General features: G+C 73.1%; 13 protein-coding genes. 2 read left to right on the top strand and 11 right to left on the bottom strand.

Translation table 11 applies throughout. The features are described 5' to 3' along the window. Window positions 1-16: 16 nt before the first annotated feature. Together IF54_RS0100275 and IF54_RS0100280 are read right to left on the bottom strand one after the other, a co-directional pair. Complete coding sequence (locus IF54_RS0100275; RefSeq protein ID WP_030313145.1) at window positions 17-1,945, bottom strand: DUF5107 domain-containing protein; 1,929 nt, start codon at window positions 1,943-1,945, stop codon at window positions 17-19. 40 nt (window positions 1,946-1,985) lie between these two features. After that, a complete protein-coding gene (locus tag IF54_RS0100280; RefSeq protein ID WP_030313147.1) occupies window positions 1,986-2,885 on the bottom strand; it encodes an arginase family protein in 900 nt (299 codons plus the stop codon). Window positions 2,886-2,943: 58 nt separating this feature from the next. Here IF54_RS0100280 and IF54_RS0100285 point away from each other — a divergent pair, with 58 nt between their 5' ends. Further along, window positions 2,944-3,291, top strand: a complete 348-nt coding sequence (locus IF54_RS0100285) for a DUF6204 family protein (RefSeq protein ID WP_030313149.1) — start codon at window positions 2,944-2,946, stop codon at window positions 3,289-3,291. Here IF54_RS0100285 and IF54_RS0100290 read toward each other — a convergent pair. The 6 genes from IF54_RS0100290 to IF54_RS0100315 form a co-directional block, all read right to left on the bottom strand. Next, complete coding sequence (locus IF54_RS0100290) at window positions 3,263-3,826, bottom strand: GNAT family N-acetyltransferase (RefSeq protein ID WP_030313151.1); 564 nt, start codon at window positions 3,824-3,826, stop codon at window positions 3,263-3,265. The genes IF54_RS0100285 and IF54_RS0100290 overlap by 29 nt on opposite strands. Window positions 3,827-3,843: 17 nt before the next feature. Further along, window positions 3,844-4,083: a LapA family protein gene (locus tag IF54_RS0100295; protein WP_030313153.1), complete on the bottom strand. Its 240-nt coding sequence runs from the start codon at window positions 4,081-4,083 to the stop codon at window positions 3,844-3,846. A 102-nt stretch (window positions 4,084-4,185) separates the two neighbouring features. Beyond that, entirely contained in the window at window positions 4,186-5,109 is a 924-nt protein-coding gene (locus tag IF54_RS0100300; protein ID WP_030313155.1) for a S66 peptidase family protein, read from the bottom strand. Continuing rightward, window positions 5,106-7,055, bottom strand: a complete 1,950-nt coding sequence (locus IF54_RS0100305; protein ID WP_030313157.1) for an LpqB family beta-propeller domain-containing protein — start codon at window positions 7,053-7,055, stop codon at window positions 5,106-5,108. The genes IF54_RS0100300 and IF54_RS0100305 overlap by 4 nt, the downstream gene beginning before the upstream one ends. Before the next feature lie 16 nt (window positions 7,056-7,071). Further along, on the bottom strand, window positions 7,072-8,376 hold the full coding sequence (locus IF54_RS0100310; protein ID WP_030313159.1) for a M20/M25/M40 family metallo-hydrolase: 1,305 nt from the start codon (window positions 8,374-8,376) through the stop codon (window positions 7,072-7,074). Then, window positions 8,369-9,202: a M55 family metallopeptidase gene (locus IF54_RS0100315; RefSeq protein ID WP_030313161.1), complete on the bottom strand. Its 834-nt coding sequence runs from the start codon at window positions 9,200-9,202 to the stop codon at window positions 8,369-8,371. Before IF54_RS0100315 ends, IF54_RS0100310 begins: the two co-directional genes overlap by 8 nt. 146 nt (window positions 9,203-9,348) lie before the next feature. On the opposite strand from IF54_RS0100315, the gene IF54_RS0100320 reads away from it, so the two are divergent. Next, complete coding sequence (locus IF54_RS0100320; protein WP_030313163.1) at window positions 9,349-10,491, top strand: acyltransferase family protein; 1,143 nt, start codon at window positions 9,349-9,351, stop codon at window positions 10,489-10,491. Window positions 10,492-10,513: 22 nt separating this feature from the next. Here IF54_RS0100320 and IF54_RS0100325 read toward each other — a convergent pair whose 3' ends face one another. The 3 genes from IF54_RS0100325 to IF54_RS0100335 form a co-directional block, all read right to left on the bottom strand. Continuing rightward, window positions 10,514-11,239, bottom strand: a complete 726-nt coding sequence (locus IF54_RS0100325) for a class I SAM-dependent methyltransferase (protein WP_030313165.1) — start codon at window positions 11,237-11,239, stop codon at window positions 10,514-10,516. 135 nt (window positions 11,240-11,374) lie between these two features. Beyond that, the gene (locus IF54_RS0100330; protein ID WP_030313167.1) at window positions 11,375-13,840 is read right to left on the bottom strand and encodes a SpoIIE family protein phosphatase; all 2,466 of its coding nucleotides are present in this window, start codon (window positions 13,838-13,840) and stop codon (window positions 11,375-11,377) included. A gap of 132 nt (window positions 13,841-13,972) precedes the next feature. Next, window positions 13,973-16,330 (bottom strand): MFS transporter, encoded by a 2,358-nt coding sequence (locus tag IF54_RS0100335; protein ID WP_030313169.1) that lies wholly within the window; start codon window positions 16,328-16,330, stop codon window positions 13,973-13,975. Window positions 16,331-16,452: the final 122 nt, after the last annotated feature.

The raw sequence follows: 16,452 nt of genomic DNA on the forward strand, positions 1-16,452 counted from the left end.
ATCGAAGAGACACGACCTACGGCGACCCGTCCTCCGGGCGCATACGGAAGTCGTAGGCGGGCGGGAGCGGTTCGTCGCCCAGACGGTTCCACAGGGCGCCGATCGCCTCGGCGCCCTCCCGCAGGTCGGCAACCTCGAAGCCCTCGTCGAAGACGGCCCGGGCGGCTTCGGGCCGCCCCTCGGCTAGCAGCAGCCGCGCCTCGATCAGCCGGAACCGCCCGCGGGTCCGGGTCGAGGCGTGCAGCCGCTCCCACACCGCGCGTGCCTCGGCCGTGCGCCCGGCCGCGAGCAGGGCCGCCAGTGCCTCGCGGCCGAGCGCGGCCGTCGCCGCCGTCCACGACTCGCCGTCGTCGCGCCGCTCCTGGCACAGGTCGTCGAAGGCCTCGGCGTACCGCTCCGCGGACCGCTCCCGGTGGCCGCCCTCCTGGTCGGCGACGGCGAGGCAGCGCAGCAACGGCCAGCGGGACGGGGCGAGTTCGAGCCCGCGCTCCCAGCTGCGCACCGCCTGGGCCCGGTCACCGGCGTGCCACTGGGCGACGCCCAGGTGGTACTCGGTGAGCGGGGTGGCGGGTGCGGTCTCCAGCATGTCCCGCCAGTGCGGCGCGACCAGGGTCCCGCCGGGCGGCCGTACCCGGCGCGGCTCGGGGAAGGACCCCGTGCGCAGCAACTCCAGCCAGGGCGCCTGCGGTTCGCCGAGCGTGCTCTCCTCGAAGGGCGTGCCGGGCAGCTTCCAGCCGGCCCGCAGCACCTCCAGGGCGCCCCAGCCGGAGCCGGAGGCCAGGATCTCGCCGGGTTCGGCGTCGGCGTACGGCTTCCAGGCGGCGTGAGCCTCGTCGACGGCGGCCCGTGGCAGTGCGGCCTCCAGGCGGGCCTCCGCCTCGGACACCGCGAGGGGCGCGCTGAGCGGCCCGTACGCCTCGAGCCAGGAGACCTCGCTCTCCGGGTCCAGGCGTACGTGCTCCAGCTGGGTGCGGGCGAGTCCGGCCTGGATCTCGCAGTAACCGCCGGTGCCGGGCTCGGTGAGCCACTCCTGCCAGCGGCGACCGCCCGTGCCGGTCCCCCACACGAACAGCTTGCGGCCGCGCAGGGCGTCGGTGGACGTCTGCACGAGTCCGTGGCCGTCGGCGTCGAGAGCGGCGATCCAGCGGCGCCGGGTGTCGGGCAGGTCGTAGAACCAGTCGGCGGCGCAGGGGCTGCTCTGCGGGTCCGCCGGGACGGGCACCCGGCGCAGGTGGCGCTCATGGCCGAAGTGCCAGGCCTCCTCGGCCGGGGCGAGCACCCGGCGGCCCTCCGGTACGGCGGTGTTGGACCACCAGTAGCCCGGCACCGGCCGCTCGTGCGGATTGCGGATCCGGACGCCGACATACAGGAAGTCCGAGTCCCGCGGCAGCCACAGGTCGACCTGGAAGGGCAGGTCGCGCAGCCGCTCCCACTCCCACAGGCGCAGCATCTCCCCGCCGTCGGGGGCGGCCACGCGGGCGGCGTGCAGGGGTGCGCAGGCAAGGGTGGTGTGTCCGGTGGCGCCGATGTTCCACTCGATGCCGCCGGAGTACCAGGCGCCGTTCAGGGCGAAGTTCGCGGGCTGGAACACCGGGTTGCGGTACAGGAGTTCACGCCCGGTCGGCTTGTGGAGGAGGGAGGCGATCCGGCCGCCCAGAGCGGGCAGGACGGTGGCCCTGAGCCGGTCGTTCTCGATCACGATCGTCTCGAACTCGCGCGGCTCGCGCGCTCTGCCGTAGCCGTCCCGGACGGGCACCGGCAGCAGGCTCCGAAGGGGCCCGTAGCCGGCCTGCCGGGCCATGTCCCGGGGCAGGTCGGCCCGGTCCCGTACGTCGACGCGGTGCACCTCGTGCGGGAGGCGCAGCGGCGGCAGCGGGTTGTCCGGGCCCAGCGGTGCGGCGGGGAGGGTGAGTACGTCTCGCCGGATCGTCGTCACGATCACCATGGAAGCCGCTCGGCACCGAGTCGGCCAGGGGAGCTACCGGTCAGGATTGCGCAAAGGCGTCCACGACGATGTCGGTGAGAAGCGCGCCCGCCGTGCCGTCGGGGTCCAGATCGGGGTCGTAGATGGTGACGTTGAGCCCGACGCAGGCGGGGGAGGCGAGCAACGGCCTGAGGAGGTCGGTGAGTTCGCGGGGCTGGAGGCCCTCGGGGTCGGGGCTGTCGACGGCGGGCATGACGGACGGGTCGAGGACGTCGGCGTCCAGGTGCACCCAGAATCCGTCGATCTCCGGGATCTCGAAGGCTTGCGCGGTGGCCCGGGCGAGTGCGTCGGCACCCCACTCCCGGAGGTCCCCGACGGTGACGACCGGGATCTTCAGGGCGGCGAGTTCGGCCCGGTCCTCCTCGAACGCGTCGCGGATCCCGAAGAACCGCACGTCCTCGTCCCGCAGATAGGGTTTCAGCCCCTCCAGGTCCGTCAGGTCGTCCTGCCCGCGCCCGGTGGCCAGCGCGACCTCCTCACCGCCCGCAGCGCCCATCCGGTCGGAGTTGCCGGTGTGCCGGAAGTCCGGTGAGGCGTCGATCGCGGCCAGGCCGTAGCGGCCGACGCGGCGCAGGGCGAGGGAGGCGCCGAGCTGGATGGAGCAGTCGCCGCCGAGGACCACGGGGAAGTCACCGGCGCGGACATGGCGCTCCACGCGGTCGGCGAGTTTGACGGTGTAGGAGGCTATGGCGGCGGCGTTGAAGACCCCGTCGCCCTCCTGCCAGTCCCCCCGGTCGTAGCGCGGCGGCACCACGACCCCGCCCTCCAGCGCCCCCAGCCGCTGCACGATCCGCTGCTCCCGCAGGGCGCCGGCGAGCTTGTGGCAGCCGGGGACGGTGCCGGGGGCGGGGGGACGCAGGCCGAGGTTGGAGGGGGCGTCCAGCACGACGATATTCCGCATGCGGATCATCCTCGCCGACGTACCCTCGACCGTCCACGGAATACGCGAGGGAGCGACAGTGAGTGAGCAGCACACCTACCGGGTGATCGTGCGGGGGACCTGGGACGGGCTCACCGAGGAGGCCCGCGCCCGGCTCCTCGCCGAGGCGGCTGACCACGGCATGGCGAGCATGCGGTTCTGCGAGGAGGGCTCGCTGTCGTACGAGCCGGCGCCGCTGAAGCACTTCTCGATGCGGTACGTGGTGGTCTCCGACGCGGCGGACGGCGAGGAGATGGCGGGCGCGCTCGCGGAGGACCGCGCGGAGACGGCCCTGCGCGCTCGCGGCTACGGCTTCCGGGATCTGAGGTCGACGGTCACCGACCTCGACACCATGAAGATCAACCGGAAGCCCGCATCTCGGCGGTGATCGCCCAGCGCTCGTGGTCGCGCCAGTCCCCGTCGATCCAGATCATCTTCGGGGAGAACCCTTCGAGGCGGAAGCCGCAGCTGCGGGCGAGGGCGAGGGAGCCGGTGTTGCCGGGCTGTGCGTTGATCTCCAGTCGGTGCAGCCGCATGGGCCCGAAGGCGTGGTCGACCACGAGGTTCAGCCCCTCGCGCATCAGCCCGCGTCCGGCGGCGTGCGCGAAGGCGCCGTAGCCGAGGGCTCCGCACCGGAAGCCGCCCTCGACGATGTTGTTGATGTTGATGAACCCGGCGATGGCCCCGTCGCCCCGCTCGCCGTCCTTCTCGCAGACCAGGAACCCGGCCTTGGTCCGGTCCTCGATGAGCCGGCCCGCGTAGGCGAGGTAGGCGCTCTCGCTGTCCGGCGGGAACAGCCAGGGCTGGTGCAGTTCCTTGCTCTCCCGGGCCCGGGCGGTGAACTCGGCGGCATCCTCGTAGGTGAAGGGGCGTATGCCCACGCGGGGGCCTTCGGCGAGATAGCGGGAAGCGGTGTGCGGCATCCCGCCAGCCTACGGCGCTACCCCCGCCGCCTCATGGCGTACGCCCCGCACAGGGCGCCGATCAGGCCGGTGGCGAGCAGGGCGGTCCACAGGGGCATGGTGACCTCGGGGACCAGCAGCCGAATCCTGGTCGCCCGGGTGTTCTCGAAGACGAAGGTCAGGGCGAGGGCGGCGAGCAGCAGGACGGCGAGCCGCGCGGGGGTCACCGCCCCGCTGCTGCCTCTGGTCGTGCCGCTCTCGGCGGTCTTCGGGCTCATGCGACCAGGGTGAGCCCGGGGCCCGCGGCCCGCACGGCGGGCGCTGCCTTCCGGGTGACCGGCCGCCGCCGTGCCCGCCGCCCCCGGGTCCGACGCGCGGACTCAGCGCAGGGCGGGCTCGTCCAGCGTCAACGTGCCTGCCTCGGTGTCGAGTTCGGCCGCCACTCCGAAGGGCACGGTGAGGGCCCCCTCGCAGTGCCCGAATCCGAACTCCTCGACGACGGGCACGCCGAGTCCGGCGAGCCTCTCGGCGAGGACCGTCCGCAGTACGTCGTACGGCCCGCAGCTCTCCCAGGAGCCGAGGACGATCCCCCGGACGCCGTCCAGCCAGCCGGTGCGCAGGAGTTGGGTCAGCAGGCGGTCCACGCGGTACGGCTGCTCCCCCACGTCCTCGATCAGGAGGAGTCCGTCCCGGGCGCCGCTGCGGGCGTGCCGGGTGCCGAGGTCGGTGGCGAGCAGGCTGAGGCAGCCGCCGAGGGTGACTCCGCGGGCCCGGCCGGGGACCAGGGCGGGTCCCCGGGAGGTGAGGGTGCGGACCGTCTCCGGGGCGAACAGCGTGGCCCTGAGGTGTTCCTGGGTGAGGGCGTTCTTGACGAAGTCGGCACCGGCCGCGGCGGGCCCGTACAGGGTGACCAGGCCGAGGCGGGTGGCGAAGGCCTGGTGGAGCGTGGTCACGTCGCTGAAGCCCACGAGCAGCTTCGGGCCGGCCGCCCGCATCGCGTCCCAGTCGAGCAGGTCGACCATCCGCTGGGCGCCGTAGCCGCCCCGGGCGCACAGCACCGCGTCCACCGCGGGGTCGCACCAGGCCGCCTGGAGGTCGGCGGCGCGGTCCGCGTCGGATCCGGCGAGGTAGCCCAACTCGCCGTGCCGGTCCAGGACATGCGGGGTCACAACCGGGTCGAGGTCCCAGCCGCGCAGGATGTCGAGCCCGGCCTGGAGCCGTTCCTCCACGATCGGGCCGCTCGGTGCGACGACGGCCACGCGTGCGCCGGGGGCGAGCCGGGACGGCCGTACCAGTGCGGTCACTTGATGAGCTCCAGGGTCGGGACGCCGGGCGGGTCGAACCCGAAGACCTGGGCGTACAGGGAGAGTTCGGACTCCAGGGCGCGGATCATGGTGTCGGCGCGGCGGAATCCGTGGCCCTCCCCCTCGAAGGCGAGGTAGGCGTGCGGGATCCGCCGCCCGGCGATCCTCTCCAGGAACCGCTCGCACTGCGCGGGCGGGCAGATCACGTCGTCCAGGCCCTGGAGCAGCAGGAACGGCGCGGTGACCCGGTCGGCGTGCTCGACGGGCGAGCGTTCCGCGTACCGGCCCGGGACCTCGGCGAGCGGTCCGACCAGGCTCTCCAGGTACTGCGACTCGAAGTCGTGGGTCTCCCCGGTGCCCCAGCCGGCCAGGTCGAGGATGGGGTAGACGATGGTGCCGCAGGCGTAGACGTCGGTCGAGGTGAGCGAGGCGGCGGCGGTCCAGCCGCCCGCGCTGCCGCCGCGGACGGCGAGCCGGTCGCGGTCGGCGGTGCCCTCGTCGGCGAGGGCGAGCGCGACGGCCGCGCAGTCCTCGACGTCGACCACGCCCCACTGCTCGCGCAGCCGGTTGCGGTACTCGCGCCCGTACCCGGTGGAGCCGCCGTAGTTGACCTCGGCGACGCCGATGCCGCGCGAGGTGAAGTAGGCGATCGACAGGTCGAGGACGAGGGGCGCGTGCCCGGTCGGTCCGCCGTGCGCCCACACGACGTAGGGCGGCAGTTCGTCGCCGGGGGCCAGGTAACCGGGCCGGTGCGGCGGGTAGACGTGGGCGTGGATGTCCCGGCCGTCCGGTCCGGTGAAGGTGCGGACCTGGGGCTCGGGGTAGTAGGCGGGGTCGACGGGGTCCTCGTGTGCGGCGCCGATCACCCGGGCCCGGCCGGTGCGGGCGTCCAGTTCGACGACCTCGTAGGCGGTGCGCGGGCCGGCGCCCACGGCGACGACCCGTTCCCCGTGCACTGCGAGGGTCGGGGCGAACTCGGTCCAGGGTCCTGCCGCGTCGACGAGTTCGCCGGTCTCGGGGTCCAGGATGCCGAGGGCGGTCGAGCCGGTGCCGTGCACGACGGCGATCAGGCCGCTGTCCAGCGGGGCGAACCAGCGGTGGCCGAGCTTCCACAGGGCGCCGCCGAACTCCTCCTCGCGCGGGCAGAGTTGCTCGCCGTCGCGGTAGAGGTTCCACCAGCCGGTGCGGTCGCTCGCGTACAGGAGCCGGCCGTCGTGCGACCAGTCGGCCTGCGCGACGGACTCCTCCGGGCCTCCCGCCACCGTGCGGGGTTCCCTGAGCGTGCCATCGCGCACCTCGGCGACGATCAGTTCGGTGCCGTCCCAGGGCATCCTCGGGTGGTCCCAGGCGAGCCAGGCGGCGCGGGAGCCGTCCGGCGAGAGGCGGGGGCCGGTGACGAACCGGTGCCGTTCGCCGGTGAGTTCGCGCACCGCGTCCCGGTCCTGTGCCGCGGAGCCGTCGAGCGGGACGGCGGCGAGGACCCGGCGCACGTCGGTGGGCCCGTCGCCGGTGAACTCCTCCAGGACGCACCACACTTCGCCCAGGTCCAGCCGCACCTGCGGCTCCACCCAGCGCAGTCCGCCGCCCACCGGGGAGACGGGCGTCAGGGGCACCGGCTCGCTCCCGGGCTCGTACCGGTACAGCCGCTGGTCGGCGAAGTGCACGAACACGACGAGCGGTTCGCCCGCCACGACCACGCCGGCCCAGGGGTGGCCGCCGTACTCTATGACCCGGCTGCGCACGTTCCACGGCGCGGGCAGCACCGACTCCTCGGTGCCGTCGGCGCGCCGGCGCACCAGGGTGCGGCGGCCGCCCTCGGTGGGACGGGGTTCGGTCCACCAGACCTCGTCCCCGACGAAGCCCAGCCATTCCGGGTGTCCGTCGTGCGCGGCGGCGAGGGCCGCGTCGATGGGCGAGGGCCAGGAACCGTACGGCGACGTCTGCATGTTCTCCCCCACTCGTTCAGGCCGTCCGCAGGAAGCGGTCGAGCACCCGGACCCCGAAGTGCAGGGCCTCCACGGGGACGCGCTCGTCGACGCCGTGGAAGAGGGCCTGGTAGTCGAAGCCCTCCGGAAGCTTCAGCGGTGCGAACCCGTAGCCGGTGATGCCGAGCCGGGAGAACTGCTTGGCGTCCGTACCGCCGGACATGCAGTACGGCACCACGTGCCCCTCGGGGGCGTACTCCTCCACCGCGGCCCGCATGTTGGCGTACGTCGGCGAGTCGACCGGTGCCTGGAGGGCGACCTCGCGATGGCTGAACTCCCATTCCACGTCGGGGCCGGTGAGCCGGTCGAGGGTGGTGCGGAACTCGTCCTCGCCGCCGGGCAGATAACGGCCGTCGACGTAGGCCACGGCCTCCCCCGGGATGACGTTGAGCTTGTAACCGGCTTCCAGCATGGTCGGGTTGGCGCTGTTGCGCACGGTCGCCTCGACCAGCTTGGCCGCCGGGCCCAGCTTCTCCAGGAGCGCGTCCACGTCGGTGAGGTCGGTGGCGATGCCGTAGAGCGCGGCGAGTTCGGTGAGGGCCGCGCGGACGGTCGGGGTGAGCCGGAGCGGCCACTCGTGCTCGCCGAGGCGGGTCACGGCGGCGGCGAGCCGGGTGACCGCGTTCTCCTTGTTCACCTTGGAGCCGTGTCCGGCCCGGCCTCGCGCGGTGAGCTTGAGCCAGCCCGTGCCGCGCTCCCCCGCCGCGATCGGGTAGATCTCCCGGCCGGCGCCGTCGTGGAAGGTGAAGGCCCCCGACTCGCTGATCCCCTCCGTGCAGCCCTCGAAGAGCTCGGGGTGCTCGTCGGCGAGGAACCCGGAGCCGTCCTCGGCGCTGGCCTCCTCGTCGGCGGTGAACGCGATCACGAGGTCCCGCCGGGGCCGTACGCCCTGCCGGGCCCAGGACCGCACCACGGCCAGGATCATCGCGTCCATGTTCTTCATGTCGACCGCACCGCGCCCCCAGACGACCCCGTCGCGGATCTCCCCGGAGAAGGGGTGCACGCTCCAGTCGGCGGCCTCGGCGGGCACCACGTCCAGATGACCGTGGACGAGCAGGGCGTCCGCCGAGGGGTCGCTGCCCTCGATCCGGGCGACGACGTTCGTACGGCCCTCGGTGCGCTCCAGCATCAGGGGCTCCAGGCCCGCCCCGGCCAGCTGCTCGGCCGCGTACTCGGCGGCGGGCCGCTCCCGGCAGTCCCCGCCGCCCCGGTTGGTGGTGTCGATGCGGATGAGGTCGGAGGTGAACCGGACGACCTCGTCCAGTGCCTGCTGGTCAGCCATACTGCTCCTCCACGGCGGCCGAGACGATGGTGGTGACCGCCTTGAAGGTGCGGATTCCCGCGTACATGGTGTCGTTCGTGTACGCCACCTTCCGCGCCCCGATCCGCTCGACGCCCGGCACCACGGTGGCGGCCATGGCGAGGTGCTCGGCGTCGAACTCGACGGCGATGGTGAAGGGGCCCGCCTGGACGGGCTCCTGACGGACCGCCAGCCGTGCGGCCTCCTTGGCGGCGGCCCTGATGTCGGCCGCGGTGCGGGCCGGTGTGCGGCACACGGCGGCGTACCGCGAGACGTGGTCCTTGACCGCGACCTTCAGCGCCTCGGGGGCGTAGCCGAGGGCGTCCTCGCAGGCCACGTCGTCGCCCGTGACGAGAACGACGGGCACGCCGTACTCGGCGACCACGTGCGCGTTGAGGTGCCCCTCGCTCGCCGGGACGTCGTTCAGCCAGACCCCGGTGATGGAGTTGGCGAGATAGGTGTGGGCGAGGACGCCCTCCTGGCCCGCTCCGGCGTGGTAGCCGACGAACGCGATGCCGTCGACGTCGCCGTGCTGGACGCCCTCGACCATGGACAGCGCCTTGTGCCGCCCGGTGAGCATCTCGGTGCGCTCGTCGAGCCGCTCCAGGAGCAGGTTGCGCATGGTCCAGTGGGCCTCGTTGACGAGGACCTCGTCGGCGCCCCCGTCGAAGAAGCCCAGCACGGCCGCGTTCACGTCCGAGGTGAACAGGGACCGGCACCGCTCCCACTGCGGCGTCCCCGGCAGCACGTCGGCCGGCCAGGTCACGCCGGTGGCGCCCTCCATGTCGGCGCTGATCAGGATCTTCATGGTGCGCCACGTTACGCGGCGAAGAGGTTTACGTCGCCCGCGCGGGGTGAGGCGAGTCGCACACGGCTCACCCCTGCCGCACAGGCCACTCATGGAAGACGCGTATTCTCCCTCGCGGGTTCCACAGGAGACGGACAGGGAGAAGCGTGAGCGACACCGCACAGCCCGCACAGCAGTCGGTACGACGGACGACGGCGACGCCCCCGGCGACCGCCGCGCCGGCGCCGGGGAACCCGCAGGGCCGCCCGAAGCAGCGCGACGCGTTCTTCGACAACGCCAAGTACCTGGCGATCGTGCTGGTCGCGATGGGCCACGCCTGGGAGCCGCTGCGCTCCGGCAGCCGGACCGTCACCGCGCTCTACACGCTCGTCTACGCCTTCCACATGCCGGCGTTCATCATCATCTCCGGCTACTTCTCCCGCACCTTCGACGCGAGCCCGGCGAAGATCAAGCGGCTGGTCACCGGGGTCGTCGTCCCCTATGTCGTGTTCGAGACGGCGTACACCCTCTTCACCCGCTGGTCCGACGGTGTCCCGGACCGCCCGATCAGCCTGCTCGACCCGCTGTACCTGACCTGGTTCCTGGCCGCGCTGTTCATCTGGCGGCTGACCACGCCGATCTGGCGGAGCCTGCGGTGGCCGCTGCCGATCGCCCTCGCGGTCGCCGCGCTGGCCACCCTCAGCCCGTCCATCGGCGACGACCTCGACCTCCAGCGCACCCTCCAGTTCCTGCCCTACTTCGTGCTCGGCCTGTGTCTGCGGCCCGAGCACTTCTCGCTGGTGCGGCGGTGGCGGGTTCGGCTGCTCGCGGTCCCGGTGTTCGCGGGTGCGGTGCTGTTCTCGTACTGGGCGGTGCCGCGCATGGACTACGCGTGGTTCTTCCACCGCGACGCCGCCGAGCACTTCGGCGTGCCCTCCTGGTACGGCCCGCTGATGACCCTGGGCCTCTTCGGCTGCTCCCTGGTCCTCGTCGCCTGCTTCCTGTCCTGGGTGCCGGGGCGCCGGATGTGGTTCACGACCCTGGGCGCGGGCACGCTGTACGGCTATCTGCTGCACGGTTTCGTCGTCCAGGCCGGCAACCACGTCGACTGGACGGCCCACCGGTGGCCGCACAGCCCGCTCGGCGAGATCGCCGTCACCCTGGTCGCCGGGGCGGTGGTGACCGCGCTGTGCACCGCACCGGTGCGGCGGGTCTTCCGGTGCGTGATGGAACCGCAGATGGAGTGGGCGTTCCGCAAGGCCCCGTCCGAGGCCGGCGGGGCGCCGGTGCCGGCCCAGGGTCGCCGGTAGAGCGCGGCCCCCGGCCGGACCGTCAGGCGGCGCGTCCCACCACCCACCACTTCGACGGCAGCTCGATCCGGGTGCCGTCGGCGCGGTACTCCGTGGTGATCAGCGGGAGTTCACCGCTCGCCACGATCTTCAGCCCGGCCGCGCCGAGGTACACGGGCACCGCGTCGTCGGCCACCTCGCCGGGCGCGATGCCGTGGCGGAATATGGGCGCCAGCTTGTCGGGCGGTCCGTCGGGGCTCTGCGCGAGCCCCAGGAGGACGGGCTTGGCCGCCTCGGACAGCTCGACGACAAAGGCCCGGCCCCTCTCCCCCACGAGGCTGGCGATCCCGTCGACCATCTGCTGCCGGTCCTCGGGGGCGGCCTGGTGCAGCACACCGCGCATGTACACGTTGACGTCCCCGAGTTCGGCGTGCAGGTTCTCCGGCTCGCCCTTATCCGAGGCGTCCAGCTGCCGGTAGGTCACCTGTTCGTCGGGGTCGGCGTCCCGTGCGCGGTCGAGGGCGGCGGCGGACAGGTCGACGCCGATCACCTGGCTGAAGTGGGCGGCGAGAAAGCGGCTCTGGGTGCCGTTGCCGCAGCCCAGGTCCACGAGCGGCAGCCCGGGATCGAGCAGCAGCGGCTCGAAGTGGGCGAGGTGGACCCCGGAGGTCAACACCGGCTCCGCGTCCCAGAACACGGCCCCCTGCCGCCCCGGAGCCTCCCGCCAGAACCCCTCCCAGGACTCCCGGTACCGACCCGTCACGCTCATGCCCAACTCCCCAGGAAGTGACAAACCCGCCACACTTGGCGGGCCAGTACGGTGTATCGCGCCGGGGTCACCCGAACAAGCGCAAGGCGTATACCTTCACGGTCAGTTCGAGAAACGTGCCCTTCGCGGGCCTGCTCAGCGCCGCGGCAGGGTCAGTTCGAACCACACGGTCTTCCCCGTCTTCGTACGGCTCGTGCCCCACTCCCGCGCCAGCGTGCTCACCACCCGCAGCCCCCGCCCCCGCTCGTCGGCGGGTCCGGCGCTCGACAGGTTCGGCAGGTCGTGGTCGTCGTCGTCCACCTCGCACAGCAGGGTGTCCCCCCGCACGAGCCGCAGTTGGACCGGCTGCCGGTGCGCGTGCCGTACGGCGTTGGTGACCAGTTCGCTCACCATCAGCTCGGCGCCGTCGGCCAGTTTCGCCAGCCCCCAGTCGTGGAGCTGCTCCCGCACCACCGCCCGGGCCCGCCCCACCTCGGCCGGGTCCAGGGCGATCCGCCACTCGGCGACGTCGTCGGGCTCGATGCCGTTGAGCCGGGCCATCAGCAGGGCCACGTCGTCCTTGCGGCCGCCGCGGGTGTTGAGCGCCCGGATGATCGCATCGCAGGCGTCGTCCATGGACGCGGCCGGGTGGGCGGCGGACTCGGTGAGCGTCGCGAGCCCCACCCCGATGTCCTCGCCGCGTACCTCCACCAGCCCGTCGGTGCACATGAGCAGCCGGTCGCCGGGCTCCACGCGCACGCGTACGGCCTCGAAGGGCACTCCCCCGACGCCGATGGGCGCACCGGTGGGCAGCTGGAGCAGCTCGCTGCGCCCGTCCGAGGCCCGCACGATCACCGGCGGGATGTGGCCCGCGTTGGCGATCAGCAGCTCGCCCGCGATCGGGTCGTAGACGGCGTAGAGGCAGGTCGCGAGGTAGGTGTCGCCGAGTCGCTGGGCGAGGTCGTCGAGGTTGCGCAGCAGCTGTCCTGGCGGCAGGTCGAGCGCGGCCATGGTCTGCACGGCCGTCCGCAACTGGCCCATCATGGCGGCGGAGTTGAGCCCGTGGCCCATGACGTCGCCGACGACCAGGGCGGTGCGGGCGCCGGGCAGCTTGACGGAGTCGAACCAGTCGCCGCCGACGCGGCCGAGGAGCGTGCCCGGCAGATAGCGGGTGGCGATGTCGCAGCCCGCCATGCGCGGCGGGATGTGCGGCAGCATGCTGTCCTGGAGGGTCTCGGCGACGGACTCCTGGAAGGTGTACATGCGGGCGTTGTCGAGCACGAGGCCCGCGCGGGCGGCGAGTTCGGCGCCGGTGACGCGGTCCATGTCGTTGAACTCGACACGCTCGGGGTGCCGCAGCAGGATCATGAACCCGAGGACCACGTTCCGGGCCTTGAGCGGGACGACGAGCATCGAGCGGCCGGTGATCAGCGGCCTGATGTCGCGCTTCTCGAACTGCGAGGCGATGGCGTGGCCCATCTGCTCGCTGATCCGCGGCACCAGCACGGGTTCGCCGCTGGTCATGCACTGGAAGAACGGGGTGTGGGCGGGGAACGGCATGGCCTCGCCGACCGGCACCACATCGTCCCAGCGGCCGGGCTCGTCAGTGTGTTCGAGGGCGACCCGGTGCCACATGGTGGTGGTGTCGGGCACGCCGTCGGGGAAGCCCTCGCCGGCGACGACCTGTTCGCGCAGATAGGTGCCGGCGACGTCGGTGAAGCGGGGCACGACCGCCTTGCTGACCTCGACGATGGTGCGGGACAGGTCGAGGGAGGTGCCGATCCTCCCGCTGACCTCGTTGAGGAACTCCAGACGCTCGCGCACGGCGACGTACTCGAGGTCCTCGCCCTCGTCCGTCTCGTCCGGCGGCACGGGCCGTCCCTCGGCCGCCGCCCGCGCCGCCCGCTCGCGGCGGGCCTTGCGCTCGGCGCGCCGCGGCACGCCCCAGTCGGGGGTCACGGGCACCCGGTCGTTCTGGCTGAACTCCATTACGGGATAGCCCAGTTCGAGGATCTGGGCGACGATGCGGGCGCTTTCGCCGACGCTCATGCTGGGCAGGATCTCGGGGAGCCTGCGGGCGAGTTCGTCGGCGCCGGGGAAGTCGGTGTGCAGGGCGAAGGCGGGCGCGATCCGCTCGACCGCGACGGCACCGTCGTCCAGCTCCAGGTCCTGCCGCAGTGCGTCCGCGTCGGCGGCGAGGACCAGCAGGCGCTCCGGGCCGGGGCCCACCAGCGGATAGGCCCACCACAGGACGTCGACACGAGCCGCTCCCGGCACGGTGAGCCGGGCGCGGCCGGCGGCCGGGTAGGAGAGCCCGCCGTCGAGGGACGACTCCAGGTCGGGGCCCAGTCCGTCGTGGACCGCGTGGCCGTGGAGCGGGGTGTCCTCGTCGTCGGGGAGCGCTCCCGAGACGGGCAGCAGGTCGGCGGCTGGACGGCCTATGGCCTGTTCCTTGGTCACGCCGAACAGCCGCCCCGCGCCCCGGCTCCAGTGGGACACCAGGCCGACGCGGTCGACCACCACCACGGCCAGCGGTACGCGTCCGGCCGGGGCGTGGCCGTCCGCCGCGCCCGGTCCAGCCCCGCGGCTGGGAGGTGCGCCCCGCTCGGTGCCTCGGTCCATGGCCCAGGCCCTCTCTCCGCAAGATCTGTGCCGCCTGCTCCACCGTACGGCGCCGGTCGGTCACGGTGTGCGGCAATGCGGGAATTGGTCCGGTCCGGTCCGCCCCGGCGCACGCCCCGCGCTGACGCCCTGTCAGTCCTCGTGGCCCAGCCGGACGTCCCGCTCCGCGCGGTCGCCTCCGGCCATGCGCACCACGGTGGCGACCGGCGGGTAGCCGGTGGCGATCACGGTGTAGTCGCCGGCGGCCAGGCCGAGGAAGCGGAAGGTGCCGTCGGGCCCGGTGGTGAGGGTGTCGACGACGTTGCCCGCCGCGTCGAGGAGGGTCACACGCGCGTCCTCGACCGGGCGCGCTCCGCCCGCCCGTACGGTGCCGCGCAGCACGGCCCCGCCCGTGAGCTCGACGTCCTGGCGGGTCTCCCGGGCGGCCCGGACGGTGACCGGGAGCGCGGCGGGGCTCAGTCCGGCCCCGCCGGCGGCGAGGGTGTACTCCCCGGCGAGCAGTTCGGTGATGACGTAGGTGCCGTCCGGCCCGCTGCGGGTGGTGGCGACGACCTCGCCGTGCGCGTCGGTGAGGGTGACGGCGGCGTCCCGCACGGGGGTGCCGTCGGCCGTACGCACCCGGCCCGTGAGCCGCCCGGCGCCGCCGAGCACGATCTCGAGTTCGACCGGCCGCTCGCCCACGGTCACGGAGACCGCCTGCGGCTGGTGGCCGCCCGCGGCGGCGATGAGGACGTACGGCCCCGGTCCGGGCGTGGACAGTGCATACCGCCCGTCCGGACCGCCGGTGACGCGCCCGATCTGCGCCCCGGCCACGTCGATGAGGGTGAGGGCGGCCCCCGTCACGGGGGTGCCGTCGGAGTGCCGGACGGTGGCGTGCACGAGGAGCCGGCCGGAGTGCGACGCCCGCGCCTGCGGGACCGGCGCGGTCTCCGCCTCGGGGGCGTGGTGCGACATCAGCGGTTTCTCCTTGAGGAAGAAGGCGATGAGCAGGCCGAGGACGAGGACCGGGACGAGGTAGAGGAAGATCCTCGGCATGGCGTCGGCGTAGGCCCGGACGTAGCCGTCGCGCAGCGCCGGGGGCAGGGTGTGGACGAGCTGCGGGGTGAGGGACTCGGAGTCGGGCAGCCCGGTGCCTGCCGGCAGTTCGGCGGCGAGCGCGTCGGCGAGCCGGTGGGCGAACAGCGTGCCGAAGACCGCCGCTCCGACGCTGCCGCCGATCTGCCGGAAGTAGGTGTTGGCGCTGGTCGCGGTGCCGAGGTCGGCGGGGCGGACGGAGTTCTGCACGGCGAGGACCAGGACCGGCATCACCATGCCGATCCCGGCGCCGAGGACGGCCATCCAGAGGCTGTAGTGCAGCCGGGGCGTGTCGGCTTCGAGGCGGGACAGCAGCCACATGCCGAGCACGGCCAGGGCGCTGCCGAGGACCGGCCAGATCTTGTAGCGGCCGGTGTGGCTGATGAGCTGTCCGGAGACGACGGAGGCGCCGACGATCCCGGCCATCATGGGCAGCATCAGCAGTCCGGACTCGGTGGCGCTGACGCCGTCGACCATCTGGAGGAAGGTCGGCAGATAGCTGGCCGCGCCGAAGAGCGCGACGCCGATCACCAGGCCCACCAGGCTGGTGACGTTGAAGACGGAGTCCCGGAACAGCCGCAGGGGGATGAGGGGTTCGGCGGCGAAGTGCTCGGCGACCACGAAGAGCAGGGCGGTGGCGGCCGCTCCGGCGCCGAGTCCGAGGACGACCCGGGAGTCCCAGGCGTACTCGGTGCCGCCCCAACTTGTCAGCAGCACCAGGCAGGTGGAGGCGGCGGCGAGCAGGAGCGTGCCGAGGACGTCGAAGCGGGGCCTGGCGGTGGGCCGGGGCAGTTTCAGGACGGCGGTGACGACGGCCAGGGTCAGGAGCCCGAAGGGGACGTTGACGTAGAAGCACCAGCGCCAGGAGAGGTGGTCGGTGAAGTAGCCGCCGAGCAGCGGTCCCGCGACGGAGGCGAGTCCGAAGGCGGCGCCGATCAGTCCCATGAAGCGGCCGCGCTCACGGGGCGGCACGATGTCGGCGATGATCGCCTGCACACCGATCATGAGGCCGCCTGCGCCGACGCCCTGGACCGCGCGGAAGGCGATCAGCTGGTCCATGGTCTTCGCCCGTCCGGCCAGTGCCGAGCCGATGACGAAGACGACGATGGCGAACTGGAAGACGCCCTTACGGCCGAGCAGGTCGCCGAGCTTGCCGTAGACCGGGAGTCCGATCGTGGCGGTGAGCAGGTAGGCGGTGATCGCCCAGGACATCCGGTCCAGGCCGTGCAGCTCACCGACGATCTTCGGGAGCGCGGTGGCGACGATCATCTGCTCCAGCGCGGCGAGGAGCAGCGCGAGCATGAGCCCGAAGAAGACCAACCGGACGCGGCGCGGCCCGAGTTCGGCGCTGCGCACGGGAGCCGGCGGGGGCGCCGCCTCGACCCGTTCCTGGTACGCCGGAGTCGTCACGCCCACCTGCCGCTCCCCTCGTCACGCCTGTCACGCAATTCCCGCTTTGGGCGACAACTACGAACAGGCGTGACGGGTTACGGCAGATCGGCGGGGCGGACGGAGATCCACTCGATCAGGTGACCGAG

The sequence above is a fragment of the Streptomyces sp. NRRL B-3229 genome (assembly GCF_000719505.1).
GTDB lineage: Bacteria > Actinomycetota > Actinomycetes > Streptomycetales > Streptomycetaceae > Streptomyces > Streptomyces griseorubiginosus.

Coding starts and splice junctions, on each gene's coding strand:
- IF54_RS0100275 (WP_030313145.1), bottom strand. CDS start 1,945: ATGGTGATCGTGACGACGATCCGGCGAGACGTACTCACCCTCCCCGCC.
- IF54_RS0100280 (WP_030313147.1), bottom strand. CDS start 2,885: ATGCGGAATATCGTCGTGCTGGACGCCCCCTCCAACCTCGGCCTGCGT.
- IF54_RS0100290 (WP_030313151.1), bottom strand. CDS start 3,826: ATGCCGCACACCGCTTCCCGCTATCTCGCCGAAGGCCCCCGCGTGGGC.
- IF54_RS0100295 (WP_030313153.1), bottom strand. CDS start 4,083: ATGAGCCCGAAGACCGCCGAGAGCGGCACGACCAGAGGCAGCAGCGGG.
- IF54_RS0100305 (WP_030313157.1), bottom strand. CDS start 7,055: ATGCAGACGTCGCCGTACGGTTCCTGGCCCTCGCCCATCGACGCGGCC.
- IF54_RS0100310 (WP_030313159.1), bottom strand. CDS start 8,376: ATGGCTGACCAGCAGGCACTGGACGAGGTCGTCCGGTTCACCTCCGAC.
- IF54_RS0100315 (WP_030313161.1), bottom strand. CDS start 9,202: ATGAAGATCCTGATCAGCGCCGACATGGAGGGCGCCACCGGCGTGACC.
- IF54_RS0100325 (WP_030313165.1), bottom strand. CDS start 11,239: ATGAGCGTGACGGGTCGGTACCGGGAGTCCTGGGAGGGGTTCTGGCGG.
- IF54_RS0100330 (WP_030313167.1), bottom strand. CDS start 13,840: ATGGACCGAGGCACCGAGCGGGGCGCACCTCCCAGCCGCGGGGCTGGA.